The sequence below is a fragment of the Erythrobacter sp. JK5 genome, assembly GCF_018205975.1.
Lineage (GTDB): Bacteria > Pseudomonadota > Alphaproteobacteria > Sphingomonadales > Sphingomonadaceae > Erythrobacter.
In genome coordinates, this window is the sequence record NZ_CP073577.1 from 2,000,989 (window position 1) to 2,014,066 (window position 13,078).

Annotated in this window: 10 protein-coding genes; 9 read left to right on the forward strand and 1 reads right to left on the reverse strand. The window is 65.1% G+C overall.

Annotation, left to right across the window (positions count from 1 at the left end):
* Positions 1-19: 19 nt before the first annotated feature.
* Positions 20-784 carry a class II aldolase/adducin family protein gene (locus KDC96_RS09770; protein ID WP_212448264.1) on the reverse strand — a complete coding sequence of 255 codons (765 nt, stop codon included), beginning with the start codon at positions 782-784 and terminating at the stop codon, positions 20-22.
* Between the two features lie 137 nt (positions 785-921).
* On the opposite strand from KDC96_RS09770, the gene KDC96_RS09775 reads away from it, so the two are divergent.
* The 9 genes from KDC96_RS09775 (at position 922) to KDC96_RS16410 (ending at position 13,001) form a co-directional block, all read left to right on the forward strand.
* Positions 922-2,286: an MATE family efflux transporter gene (locus KDC96_RS09775; protein ID WP_212448265.1), complete on the forward strand. Its 1,365-nt coding sequence runs from the start codon at positions 922-924 to the stop codon at positions 2,284-2,286.
* A gap of 60 nt (positions 2,287-2,346) precedes the next feature.
* On the forward strand, positions 2,347-4,719 hold the full coding sequence (locus KDC96_RS09780) for a chemotaxis protein CheA (protein ID WP_212448266.1): 2,373 nt from the start codon (positions 2,347-2,349) through the stop codon (positions 4,717-4,719).
* Complete coding sequence (locus tag KDC96_RS09785; RefSeq protein ID WP_212448267.1) at positions 4,716-5,168, forward strand: chemotaxis protein CheW; 453 nt, start codon at positions 4,716-4,718, stop codon at positions 5,166-5,168. Before KDC96_RS09780 ends, KDC96_RS09785 begins: the two co-directional genes overlap by 4 nt.
* Before the next feature lie 55 nt (positions 5,169-5,223).
* Positions 5,224-5,589: a PleD family two-component system response regulator gene (locus tag KDC96_RS09790; RefSeq protein ID WP_212448268.1), complete on the forward strand. Its 366-nt coding sequence runs from the start codon at positions 5,224-5,226 to the stop codon at positions 5,587-5,589.
* Positions 5,586-6,731, forward strand: a complete 1,146-nt coding sequence (gene cheB, locus KDC96_RS09795; RefSeq protein WP_249171744.1) for a chemotaxis-specific protein-glutamate methyltransferase CheB — start codon at positions 5,586-5,588, stop codon at positions 6,729-6,731. Before KDC96_RS09790 ends, cheB begins: the two co-directional genes overlap by 4 nt.
* Before the next feature lie 4 nt (positions 6,732-6,735).
* Positions 6,736-7,602 carry a protein-glutamate O-methyltransferase CheR gene (locus KDC96_RS09800; RefSeq protein ID WP_212448269.1) on the forward strand — a complete coding sequence of 289 codons (867 nt, stop codon included), beginning with the start codon at positions 6,736-6,738 and terminating at the stop codon, positions 7,600-7,602.
* A 54-nt stretch (positions 7,603-7,656) separates the two neighbouring features.
* The gene (locus KDC96_RS09805) at positions 7,657-9,204 is read left to right on the forward strand and encodes a bifunctional diguanylate cyclase/phosphodiesterase (RefSeq protein WP_249171745.1); all 1,548 of its coding nucleotides are present in this window, start codon (positions 7,657-7,659) and stop codon (positions 9,202-9,204) included.
* Complete coding sequence (locus tag KDC96_RS09810) at positions 9,201-11,015, forward strand: methyl-accepting chemotaxis protein (protein ID WP_212448270.1); 1,815 nt, start codon at positions 9,201-9,203, stop codon at positions 11,013-11,015. Before KDC96_RS09805 ends, KDC96_RS09810 begins: the two co-directional genes overlap by 4 nt.
* Before the next feature lie 93 nt (positions 11,016-11,108).
* A complete protein-coding gene (locus KDC96_RS16410; protein ID WP_249171746.1) occupies positions 11,109-13,001 on the forward strand; it encodes a methyl-accepting chemotaxis protein in 1,893 nt (630 codons plus the stop codon).
* The last annotated feature ends 77 nt before the right edge of the window (positions 13,002-13,078 follow it).

Consider the following 13,078-nt stretch of genomic DNA (forward strand, 5'->3'; position numbering starts at 1 on the left):
ACTGCGGGTTGTCAGGAGATCAGCTGCGCCAGCTGTCGTCGATCTTGTCGACCCGGCGTTTCCACGCTTCGAAATCGAACACGCCCGACCCGCCTTGCGATTGCATCACATGGAGATCGCGCTGGTGCACATCGACGACGTCCTGCGGCACGACATTGGGATTGCCCATGCCAAGCGTCGCGACCTGGATTTCGCAGGCGCGCTGCAGCGCCCACATCTTCACGAACATGCCCTGGATGGTCTTGTCCATCACTACAGGACCGTGGTTGCGTAGCATCAGGATCGTGTGATCGCCGAGATTCTCGACCAGCCGCTCGCCTTCCTCGGCGCGCACGGTGACGCCTTCGAAATCGTGATAGCCGACCTGGTCCTGGAAATTGCAGGCGTAGAAATTGGTCGGCAGCAGCCCGTCCTTGTGGCTGCACACCGCCATCGTCGCGGTGGTATGGACGTGGCAGATCGCCTGCGCGCGCTCGCCCAGATGCTTGTGGAAATAGGCGTGCTGGGTGAAGCCTGCCTTGTTCACCATGTAGGGCGAACCGCCGACATTGTTGCCCTCTACGTCGATCTTGACGAGATTGGATGCCGTGACCTCGTCATAGAGCAGGCCGAACGGATTGATGAGGAACGTGTCTTCCTCGCCCGGAACCTTGAGCGAAATGTGGTTGTAGATCGATTCCGACCACCCGAGGTGATCGAAAATGCGGTAGCACGCCGCGAGGTCGAGCCGCGCCTGCCATTCTTCCTTCGAACACTCGATTGTGGGTTTGAGCTGCGTTGCCATCGGATGTTCCCTTCCGCCTGAATCTCGATTTGCAACCCATATCGCATGATCGCGGGCGGCTGCACAAGGATTCCCGCGTTTCGCGCAAGCGCATTCTCTTTGCCACGATGCCGCAGCACGGCTAGGCGCGAGATCGCATGAGCGGAAGCGGCAAGAGCACGGCCAAACTGGTCAACGGGAGCATCCCCGGACATCTGGTCGGTCAGACGCTGCCGATGATCATCGGCGTGGCCGCGATCATGTCGATCGGTCTGGTCGATGCCTATTTCATCGGCCAGCTGGGCAGCGAGCCGCTGGCGGCGATTTCCTTCATCTTCCCGGTGTCGGTTGCGCTGTCGAGCCTCGGCGTGGGTGTCATGGTCGGGATCAACTCGGTGGTCGCCCGCGCGCTGGGCGAAGAGGACCCGGAAAAGGCCGCAAGGCGCGCCAATTTCGGGATCGTGTTCGCCGCAGGCTGCGGTCTGCTGTTGGCGCTCGGCGTGTACCTGCTGCTCGATCCGCTGTTCACGCTGATGAACGCGCAGGCCAACCTGATGCCGTTGATCCGCACCTACATGGTGCCCTTTGCCTTCGGGTTTCCGCTGTTGCTGACGATTATGGGAATCAACGGTGTGCTGCGCGGACAGGGCGAAGCGCGCAAGACCAGCTATGTCTCGCTCACCTATGCTGCGGCCAACTGGGTGCTCGATCCGATCCTGATCACCGGCGCGTTCGGGTTCGAGGGGTTCGGGATCCTCGGTGCGGCCTATGCGACGATCATCGGCTGGGGCCTCGGCGTGGCGATGGCGGTATTTCTGGCGCGCAAGGCCGATATTCCGATCAATCCGGGGCTGCTGCGCGATTGCAGCCTGGTCGATCCGGCCACATCGATCCTCAAAGTCGCGGGTCCGGCGGCGTTTTCCAACGCGATCAACCCGATCGGCCTGTCGATCCTCACCGCGCTGATCGCCTCGGCAGGGCAGGATGCGGTCGCGGGCTTCGGCGCGGCAGGCCGGTTGCAGAGTTTCGCCATCGTGCCGCTGCTCGCCCTGTCGGGTTCCATCGGGGCGATCGTCGGACAGAACTGGGGCGCGAAGGAATACGGCCGGGCGCGGCTGGCGGCACTCTACGCCTTCGGGTTCTGCATCGTCTGGGGCCTCGCGATCGCCACCGCACTGTTTGCCGCGGGCCAGTGGTTTGCCGGCTTCTTCACCGAAGAACCGGCGGTCATCCGCGAATTCGACCTGTACCTGCGGATTGCCGCCTGGGGCTATGCCGGGTTCGGCCTGCTGATCGTCGCCAATGGCATCCTCAACGCGGTCGACCGCGCGACGTTCGCGCTGGGCCAGTCGGTAGCCCGGGTTTTCCTGGTGATGTTACCGGTTGCGATGCTGTTGCAAGCAAGCTGGGGGAGTGCCGCAATCTACAGCGCCGAACTTGCCGCCAACATTGCCGGCGGACTGAGCGGTCTCGTGCTGATTTACTACGTGCTCAGAATGCGCGCTCCCGACGCGGCCAGGTAGCCGTTCGTTAACCAACGTCCCGCATAGAGTATCTCGCTACGAACGAGGGGCGCGTGCGACATGGATGAGCTGCTGGCGGAATTCGTCGCAGAAACGCGAGAGATGCTGGAGGCGAGCGAGGGCGAGATCGTCGCCTGGGAAGCCGACCCGGCCGACCGCGCGCGGCTCGATACGATCTTCCGCTTCGTCCACACCGTAAAAGGCAATTGCGGCTTCTTCGATTTCCCGCACCTCGCCGCACTCAGTCACGCCGCCGAAGACGCACTTGCCGAAGTGCGCGCAGGTCGGCGCGAGCCCGACAGCGCGCTGGTCACGTCCGTGCTGGCGATCATCGACCGGATCGCGCAAATGGTCGATGCCATCGAAGCGGGAGAGGACTTCGCGCAGTCCGGTGATGAAGCGCTGATCGCCGCGCTCCGGCCCGCCGATGCGCGATCTGCGGCGGTCCAGCCACCGATCGGAGACTCGCATGCGTCGCCCACACCCCCCAGGAAATCCGACACCGCAATTGCCGCACCGCGCAGCATCCGCCTCCCGGTCGAACTGCTCGACCGCGTGATGAGCGGCGTTTCCGACATGGTGCTGGCGCGCAACGATCTCGCGCATCGGCTGCGCCAGGCGGGGACCCAGCCCACCATCGACGGGCCGTTCGAACGGCTTACCGCGATCCTCTCCGACGTACGCGACGCGGTCACACGGATGCGCATGCAGCGGATCGAAACGCTGTTCGCGCCGCTGCCACGGCTGGTTCGCGACCTTTCGGCCGAACTCGGCAAGCAGGTGACGCTCGACCTCGAAGGCGGCGACGTCGAACTCGACCGCGAAATGATCGAAATGGTGCGCGATCCGTTGACCCACATCATCCGCAACGCAATCGATCATGGCATCGAATCTCCCGCCGATCGCGCTGCGGCCGGCAAGCCGGAGGCTGCATTGCTTTCGATCGCCGCCCGCCAATCGGGCAACACGATCTCGATCGTGGTGGGCGACGATGGACGCGGCCTCGACGAGCGGCGGATCGCTGCCAAGGGTTTGGCAACGGAGCTGATATCCGAGAGCGAGCGCGACCAGATGAGCCGCGAGCGGTTGCTGCAACTCATCTTCCAGCCCGGGTTTTCGACTGCCGAAAGCGTAAGCACGGTTTCTGGGCGCGGAGTCGGGCTCGACGTCGTGCAGCAGAACCTCGAACGGGTCGGCGGCAGCATCAAGGTGTCGAGCACTTCGGGGGTCGGCACCCTGTTCACGCTGCAGATCCCGCTGACGCTGAGCATCATCACAGGGCTGACTGTCGAAGTCGGCGAACAGCGCTTCGCCATCCCGCAAAGCTATGTCGAGGAAATCGTTCACTCGACGGCGAACGCGCTCGATCTCGCGCAGCTCGGCGATGCCGCGCTCGTGACATTTCGCGGCGAACGGATTCCGTGCCTGATGCTCAGCGACGTGCTCGGCCTGCCATCGCGCGCGTTCGCGAACGGCGATCACACGATGGTGCTGCTTCGGCTTGCCAGCGGCGATCTGTTTGCGCTCGCGATCGACGGAATTCATCATCACGGCGACCTCGTGGTCAAGCCGCTCGCGCCCGCGATCATGAAAACCGGCATCTATGCCGGTTCGACGCTGCTCGACGACGGGCGCCCGATCCTGTTGCTCGACGTGACCAGTATCGCCAATCGCTACGGCCTGGTGTCGGATGCCCGTACCCGCGTGCTGGCCGATGCCGGGGAGAGCGAACAGGATGCACCGCGCGAAACCGTCCGCGCGATGCTGTTCACGGGCTTTGACGGTCGTCGCAGCGCGGTCCGGCTGGGACTCGTGCAGCGCATCGAGACGGTCGATGCGGTCGCAATCGAAACCAGCGCGGGCAGCGCCTGCGCGGTCATCGATGGCGTGATCCTGCCGCTGGTCGGACTGCCCGAAGGCCCCGTTCCCGCCGACCGGGTGCGGCTGCTCCGCCTCGGCGACGGGGCGAGCGAATTGCTGCTGGCGGTGCGCGACATCGAAGACGCCGTCGCACTCGATCATCCGCTCAAGCCGGTGCGCGACGATCCGCTGGTCGAAGCGGTCACGCTGCAGGAAGGACGCACCGTCGCCCTGCTCGACGCCCACGAACTGTTCGCCCGCCACGGCGAAGCGCCGCAAGCCACGGCTCGTCCGCTGTGCCGTGTGCCCGACGACGAATGGTCGCGCGCGATCCTCGCCCCGCTGGTGGAATCGGCGGGTTACGAAGTGTCGAGCGAACCCGGCGACAGCGCCGACGTAACGATCGTGTTTGCCGACGAGCCGCACACAGGCGAGGCGCGCGATCAATCGGGCGCCGTGATCCGGCTGCGTAGCCGCGCCGATGCCCCGAACCCCGATCAGACCATCTACCGCTACGATCGCGACGGCCTGATCGCCGCCCTGCGACAGGCCGCCACGGGAGGCCCGGCATGACCAACCTGTTCGTCATGACCACGATCGCCGGCAAAAGCTGTGCCCTGCCCGCGCACGACGTCCAGTCGGTGATCGAACTGGGAAGCATCACGCCGGTGCCGCGCGCGCCCGATCATATCTCCGGAATCACTGCACTGCGCAGCCAGGCTCTGACCGTGATCGATTGCCGTCGCGCGCTCGGCTTCGATACCGCCGAGCGCGCCGCCGATCCCCGCGCGGCGGTGGTCCACCTCGATGGGCACGCCTACGCGCTGATGGTCGATTCGATCGAGGATATCGCGTCGGCCAGCGACGAGCCCGGGCAGGTGCCGGGAGGGTTCGGAAGCCAATGGTCGCGGGTCGCGACCGGGATGATCGAGACCGCGACAGGACCCGCGCTGCTGATCGACCTCGCCGCGCTGATTTCCCCACCGCGCAAGAAGGAGCCGGAAATCGGGGCGGCCGCTTAATCCAATTTACACCGCTGCAAACTAGCTTTCCGGCAAACAATAGTCAGAGGCCGCCATGAAATCCTGTCTGATCGTCGATGATTCGCGAGTAATTCGCAAAGTCTCGCGGCACATTCTCGAAACGCTGGGTTTCGACGTGCGCGAGGCCGAGCATGGTCGGTCGGGGCTGGAATGCTGCGCCGAGGCCATGCCAGACGTGATCCTGCTTGATTGGAACATGCCGGTCATGACCGGGATCGAATTCATCACGCAACTGCGCCAGCGGCCCGGCGGGGACAAGCCAAAGGTGGTATTCTGCACCACCGAGAACGACGTTGCGCATATCCGCGAGGCGATCCAGGCCGGCGCCGACGAATACGTCATGAAGCCGTTCGATCACGAAACGCTCCAGATCAAGCTACAGCTGGTCGGTTTTGCGTGAACGCACCATCCGCCTCTCCCAAAGACTGGAGCGATCCCGGTCCGGCGAGTGACCCAAAGACCCGCAGGAAGGGCGCGCGGGACGCTATCCGGGTCCTGATCGTCGACGATTCGCTGACAGTGCGCACCATCCTCAAGCGCATGGTCGAAAGCGATCGCGCGCTGCAGGTCGTCGACACGGCGAGCAGCGCCGAACGCGCCATCTTCCAGCTGCGCACGACGCGCGCGGACGTCATCCTGCTCGACCTCGAAATGCCCGGAATGGGCGGGCTCGATGCGCTGCCGACGCTGCTCGACACCGCAGCCGGAGCGCAGGTCCTGGTTGTCTCGTCGCTCACCGAAGCCGGAGCCGAACATACGATGGCTGCGCTGTCGATGGGTGCTGCCGATACCATGCTCAAGCCGCGGCCGGGCGAATTCACCGATGCCTATCGCAGCCAGCTGGTGGCGAAGATCCGCGCATTGGGCGGGCGCGAAGAACCGCGCGCGCAAGCCGGGGCGCAAGCGCGGGCGCAGCCCGAGACGGTGCCCGACGCTGTGCGATCGGGCAAATGTCCGGAAGTGCTGGCTATCGGTGCCTCGACCGGCGGCATCCACGCGCTCAACCAGATGTTGCGAACGCTGCCGCCCGAATTCGATCTGCCGATCCTGATCACACAGCACCTGCCGGATTCGTTCATTCCCGTATTTGCCCGCCAGGTCGAGATGGCCGGTGCGCGGCGCGCCCTCGTCGCCAGCGAAGGGACCGAAATCCGCCGCGGAGAGATCGTCATCGCCTCCGGCAACGGACACATGGTGATCCACCGGGTCGGCGATCGACTGGTCGCCCGCGTTTCCTGCGACCCGGCTGCGAGCGGCTGCCTCCCTTCGGTCGATCCGATGCTGAGCAGCGTCGCGCGAGCCTGCGACGGTGCCGTGCTCGCGGTGCTGCTGTCCGGAATGGGCCGCGACGGGGCCGACGGGGCGCGCGAGGTGTTCGAGCTGGGTGGGACGGTGTTCGCGCAGGATGCCGGCTCATGCGCCGTCTGGGGAATGCCAGGAGCGGTCGTCAAGGCCGGGATCGCCAGTCGGGTGGCTCCGCCCGAAGCCCTCGGCGACGCGATCGTCAAGCTGGCGCGCGTCCGTGCGTCCTCGGCGAGCTGAGGCCGTGGAAGTTAGCCAGGCCTCCCTTCAGATCATCGCCGATCTGCTCGCCGAGCGAACCGGACAGCACCTGACCGAGAATCGCCGCTGGCGGATCGGCACCGCGCTGGCAGGACTGTTCCGCGAACACGGCATCAGCAATGTCGACCAGCTCGTCTGCCTGCTCGCGCAACCCGGTTCGAGCCCCTACGGGCCCGACCTGGCGCAGGAGGTGGTCGAAGCCCTGCTCAACAACGAGACCTACTTCTTCCGCGACAAGCCGACTTTCGACCAGCTGCCCGAACATGTCCTGCCCGAGCTCGCCCGGCGCCGTGCTTCGCGCCGCCGACTTTCCATCTGGTGTGCGGGATGTTCGACCGGACAGGAGGTCTATTCGCTCGCGATGCTGTTCGCCGACCAGGTCGAGCAATGGGACGGCTGGACGATCGACATACTCGGCACCGACGTGTCTCACAGCGCCATTACTGCAGCGCGCAGCGGGCTCTACAGCCAGTTCGAAGTCCAGCGTGGTCTCGGCATTGCGCAAATGCTGCGGCATTTCGAAGAATCTGCGAGGGGCTGGGAGATCGCCCAAGCGACGCGCTCGATCGTCCGTTTCCTGCATCACAATGTCCTGTCCCGGCCGCCCGCTCGACAGCCGTTCGACCTGATCCTGTGCCGCAACGTGCTGCTGTATTTCGATCCGCCGACCCGGCAGATCGCATTCGACCGGCTTCGCGCCGCGCTCGCGACCGACGGGTTCCTGATGCTCGGCGCGGGCGAAACCGTGGTCGGACAGACCCGTGCGTTTCTGCCGTCCGAAGACAGGGCGAGCATTTACGAGGCGGTGCCAGATGAGCGGGTTTACGCTAAGTTAGCCAATGCCCTCTAGCACCCTCAAGCGGTCGCAACGCGCCAGAAAAAGGGTGCAAATCGGGGAATACGGGTGCCTGAATTGAGCAAGCCATGGCGGCTCACGCCGACCGGCCTCGTCACGATGCCACTCGCCATCCTGTCGTTCGTCTTCGCATTGATACTGATGGTCGTGATCGCCAGCGACCAAGTGGAACTGCTCAGCCCCGCTCCCCTGCTGATCGCCGGCGCGCTGATGTATGCTGCGACCGTTTTCCTGCTCGCCCGCACGGGCTACGCCAACGTCCGCGAACTTGAATCGCTCGGCAGCACCGACAGTCTCAGCCTGCTGCCCAATCGACGTGCCCTGCACGCCGATGTCGAACGCCTGTCGCACGGCGACGAAGAGGTCGCGATCGCCTTGATCGACCTCGACAGTTTCAAGCAGGTCAACGACCATTACGGCCACGCCGTCGGCGACCTGCTGATCAAGCGCTGCGGAGAGCTGCTGCGCGAAACCTGCGGCGATGAGGCCCGCTGCTACCGTCTGGGCGGCGACGAATTCGCCGCCGTGATGGGTGGCCCCGTGGCCGGCACGATCCTGGAGGGGATTTGCCGTACCCTGATCGAAAATCTGGCAGTGCCGGTCGAGGTAGCCAACCGCTCGATCATGGTCGGGGCCAGCATCGGCCTTGCCCGCAGCACCGCCGATCAGCGCCTCCCTTCGACCGAGATGCTGCGTCGCAGCGACGTTGCGATGTACATGTCGAAGCGCGGCGGGAAGATGCGCTGCACCTGGTTCAACGAGAATTTCGATCGACGCCGCGAAGCTGTGCGCGAGCTCGACGACGAGATGCGCGCCGGGCTCGACAACGGTGAATTCGAGCTCGCCTATCAGCCGCTGGTGGATGCCAGCAACGGCTCGATCGTCGCGGTGGAATCGCTGCTGCGCTGGAATCGCGCCGACGGGCGCCGGATCGGCCCCAATGTGTTCATACCGGTGGCCGAGGATTCGGGCCTGATCAATGCCATCGGGCTGTGGGTCTTGCGCCAATCCGTGGCCGACGCGCTGCGGTGGGACGATATCTCGCTGTCGGTCAATATTTCGGCGGCGCAGCTGCGCAATCCTGAATTTCCGGTGCAGCTCGGCGAGGTCCTCGAGCAGACCGGATTCCCGCCGCACCGGCTCGAACTCGAAATCACCGAGACCTGCCTCGTGCTCGATCCCGTCGTCGCCGAACGCACGCTCGATCTGATCCGCGGCTTCGGCGTCAATATCGCGCTCGACGATTTCGGAACCGGCTACGCGTCGATCGGCTTCCTGCGCCAGTTCCGGTTCGAAAAGCTCAAGCTCGATCGCAGCCTGATCGAGCGCGCCGGTGAAGACGATGGCAGCCGCGCGATGATGCTTTCGAGCATTGCCATGGCGCGTGCGCTCGACATGGGGGTCACCGCCGAAGGGGTGGAAACGCACGAACAGGCCGACATGGTCCGCACGGCTGGCTGCGACCAGATCCAGGGGTGGCTGTTCTACAAGGCGTTGCCCTCCGACGAGATCGACCGGCTGATCGCCCTGCAAAAGCACGAAGCCCGCGAGCAGGGAGACGGCTGGGCCAAATCGCGGAACGGGAAGGCGGCATGAGCGCGCTTCGGGAAATCGCGATCGATCTGGCCGCCGAGCGCGCAGCCCAGTCCGAACACGATGCGTCGCCGCACAATCGGAGAAAGGGACGCGTCGCCACCTGGTTTGCCTCGCTCACGATCGGGCGCAAGATTCGCGTGTTCTTCGGCGTCAATCTTACCTTCGCGCTGATCGCCGGCCTGTTCGTGATCTTCGGATTCCTCCAGCTCGCCTGGCGAGCGGAAAGTATCAACGCGACGCACGACCGTGCGCTTGCCGCCGAACGGCTGGTCGTCGATCTCAGCGAAGCGCAGCGTCACGCCAGTCGATTCCTGTTGGAGGGTGAGCCCGCCCGCGCCCGATCGGCGCTCGATCGTCTTGACCGGGCCGAAGCCAAGGTCGAGCCGCTGCGCACGACAATCGCCGACATCAACCCGATCGCGCACGACCGCTTGGCAGAGGTCGCGAACGCCATAGCCGATCTCAAGAACCGGCTGTCCGCATTCGATCCGGACGCTCCCAATATCGCCCGGCGCGAGAGCGAGGCGAGCGCCGCAATGGCCACGGGAGGCGCGCTGCTCGATGCCGGGCAGGAAGTCGCTGGAATGCTCAGCGCGGATGCCGATACCGCGTCCGATGCGGGCACTGCGGCGATCTGGACCATGCTGTTCGTCTGGGTCGGACTGACCGCCTTGCTGGTGTTCCTGACACTGGCGGCCGAACGCTATTTCCATCGCAACGTCAGCGGTTCGCTGAGCGAAATGACCGCACAGATGAGCAAGCTCGCCAGCGGCAATAAGGACGTGGTCATTCCCGGTCGGTCGCGTCAGGACGAGATCGGCGAAATGGCGCGGGCAATGCAGATTTTCCACCGCGCGGGCGTGCGGCTCGAACGTCTGAGCCGCGAGCAGGCAGACAAGGCCAAGGCCGAGCTCGAAGAAAACACCCGCGAGCAGCTGCGCGAGCAGGAGGCGCGTAGCGAACGCGAGCGCATGCTGCGCGATCTCGCCGATCAGTTCGACCGCACCGTCGGCGACGTAGTCGGCGGCGTTGCGGCGGCTTCCAGCCAGCTGCAGGCCACCTCCGAGACCATGGCGAACACGGCGGCCGAGACCAGCCGCCGCACCGGCGAGGTCGCGGAATCGATGGAGATCGCCAATCGCGGCGCGACGTCGGCAGCTGCCGCGAGCGACGAGTTCGCCATGTCGATCGGCGAAATCAGCCGCCAGGCTGCTTCCTCGGCCGAGCTTGCGCGCGAAGCCGCCTGCTCCGCGTCCGAGGCCGACACCACCATTTCGGCGCTGTCGGAATCGGCACAGCAGGTCGGGCAGATCGTCGAGCTGATCCAGACGATTGCCCAGCGCACCAATCTCCTCGCGCTCAACGCCTCGATCGAGGCCGCGCGCGGCGGCGAGGCGGGGCGCGGGTTCGCCGTGGTCGCGAGCGAAGTGAAGGAGCTGGCGACGCAGACCAGCCGCGCAACCGAACAGGTCGCCGACCAGATCCGTGCGATGCAGGAGACCACCGGTGCCAGCGTCGGTGCGCTGCGCTCGATCGCCGAACAGGTCAAGGAGCTCGAAACCACCGCGATTGCGATCGCCAGCGCGGTCGATCAGCAATCGGTCGCGGGCCAGGATCTGGCGCGCAGCATCGATCTCGCCGCGCGCGGAACCGAACGCGTTGCCGGCCATCTCGACGATGTGCGCGAACTGTCGCTGTCGACCGGCGCCGCCGCCAGCCAGGTGCTGACCAGCGCCAACGATCTCGAACAGCAGGCGTCGACCTTGCGGGCCCAGGTCGATCGTTTCCTCGCCAAGATCCGCACCGGTTAATCCGGACCCCCGCGACGCGACGGACCAAATCAAGTCTTTATAAAGGATTTTCGTTCAGAAATTCGGTCGAATAACCCGTGGGGGGAAATCGGCATGAACATGATGGCACGTCAGGACGAGCTTGAGGAGCAGGCCGTGCCGATGCCGTTGTCGGAGATGTTTCCGGAATTCGGTACCGACACCGAGGCCGCGATCGCGGCTGCGTCGGCCCTCGACGACAAGCCTGAAGGGCCGTCCCAATCATCGACCTTGCTTGAACGGTCGGGCTGGTTTCGCGATTTGCGCCTCGCCGGAAAGATTCACGCGATCTTCGGAACCTTTTTTGCGATCGGCTTTGCGATGTCGCTGGTCCTCGGCCTCGGGCTCACCGAATTGTGGTTCCGGTATCAGGTCTCGGCCCAGGTCCAGGATGCGGTCATAGTCTCGACCGAGCTGCGCGGCACCACGGGAGACCTGCGCTACAACACCGCTCGCTTCCTGTTCGAGCGCGAACCCGCCGTGCTCGATCGCCAGCGCCAGAGCCATGCCGCCGCGATGGCACAGGTCGAAATGATCGACGCGACCGTCAGCCAGCACGTCCCGAGCCTTGAATCGCGGGTCGACCGGATACGAACAAATCTCGCCGAATATGGTGCCACATTCGATCAGTTGAAATCTCTGGCAGCTAGCGAGGGGCGAACAGCGCGATCGGAGGCGCTGGCATTCCAGATTTCCGATCGCGGCGATGCGCTGTTCGAAGAGGTTCGGGTTTTCACCGAGGACCTCGCCCGGGTCGGCGAAACCCAGGAGCGCAACGGGATAGACTACTTCTTCACCATGGTTGCGATCGTCGCCGGGCTGGCGGTGGTCGCTGGTGCCATCCTGTTGCTCGGCCTCGCGTATCTCTCACGGGATTTTTCACGCAAGATCAGCGCAGTGACCCAAGGCATGACCCGGCTGGCTCACGGCGACGATGACTTCGAAATTTCCGGGCGCGAACGCAAGGATGAGATCGGGGCGATGCTGCGCGCGCTCGGAAGCTTCAAGCGCGCCAATCGTCAGCTGCAGGTTTGGGCTCGCGAGCGCGCCGAGCGAGCGGAAGATGAAATTCGCGTTCAGCGTGAGCGACAGCGCGAACGCGAAGACGAGGAAGCGCGCAAGAAGGCGCTGTTGACCGAGGTCGCCGAGCAGTTCGAACGTACCGTCGGCGAGGTTGTGCACCGGGTCGCCGACGCCTCGACCGAGTTGCACAGCACCGCGACCCGGATGGCCGCCACGGCAGAAGAGACCAGCGATCGCACCCGGCGCGTGGCCGACGACATGGCCGAGGCCACTCGCGGCGCGACCTCTGCAGCGGCTGCGAGCGACGAGTTTGCACTGTCGATCAACGAAATCAGCAATCAGGCCGCGTCTTCGAGCGCGTTGGCCCGGCTTGCCACCGATGCGACGACCGAGGCCGACACCACCATTTCGGCGCTGTCGGAATCGGCACAGCAGGTCGGGCAGATCGTCGAGCTGATCCAGACGATTGCCCAGCGCACCAATCTCCTCGCGCTCAACGCCTCGATCGAGGCCGCGCGCGGCGGCGAGGCGGGGCGCGGGTTCGCCGTGGTCGCGAGCGAAGTGAAGGAGCTGGCGACGCAGACCAGCCGCGCAACCGAACAGGTCGCCGACCAGATCCGTGCGATGCAGGAGACCACCGGTGCCAGCGTCGGTGCGCTGCGCTCGATCGCCGAACAGGTCAAGGAGCTCGAAACCACCGCGATTGCGATCGCCAGCGCGGTCGATCAGCAATCGGTCGCGGGCCAGGATCTGGCGCGCAGCATCGATCTCGCCGCGCGCGGAACCGAACGCGTTGCCGGCCATCTCGACGATGTGCGCGAACTGTCGCTGTCGACCGGCGCCGCCGCCAGCCAGGTGCTGACCAGCGCCAACGATCTCGAACAGCAGGCGTCGACCTTGAACGGTCAGGTCAGGGACTTCCTCGCGAAAGTGCGCGAGGGGTAGCGCCGCTTCGCGCACCCGTCTTTTCCCTCGAATGGCGCTGCCGCAGTGCGAACGGCGACCGTGGTCGCCAGCCGTGT

Bases quoted from the DNA above. Each gene is read 5' to 3' on its own strand.
- KDC96_RS16410 (WP_249171746.1), top strand. From the start codon at position 11,109: ATGAACATGATGGCACGTCAGGACGAGCTTGAGGAGCAGGCCGTGCCG.
- KDC96_RS09775 (WP_212448265.1), top strand. From the start codon at position 922: ATGAGCGGAAGCGGCAAGAGCACGGCCAAACTGGTCAACGGGAGCATC.
- KDC96_RS09785 (WP_212448267.1), top strand. From the start codon at position 4,716: ATGACCAACCTGTTCGTCATGACCACGATCGCCGGCAAAAGCTGTGCC.
- KDC96_RS09780 (WP_212448266.1), top strand. From the start codon at position 2,347: ATGGATGAGCTGCTGGCGGAATTCGTCGCAGAAACGCGAGAGATGCTG.
- KDC96_RS09790 (WP_212448268.1), top strand. From the start codon at position 5,224: ATGAAATCCTGTCTGATCGTCGATGATTCGCGAGTAATTCGCAAAGTC.
- KDC96_RS09770 (WP_212448264.1), bottom strand. From the start codon at position 784: ATGGCAACGCAGCTCAAACCCACAATCGAGTGTTCGAAGGAAGAATGG.
- KDC96_RS09810 (WP_212448270.1), top strand. From the start codon at position 9,201: ATGAGCGCGCTTCGGGAAATCGCGATCGATCTGGCCGCCGAGCGCGCA.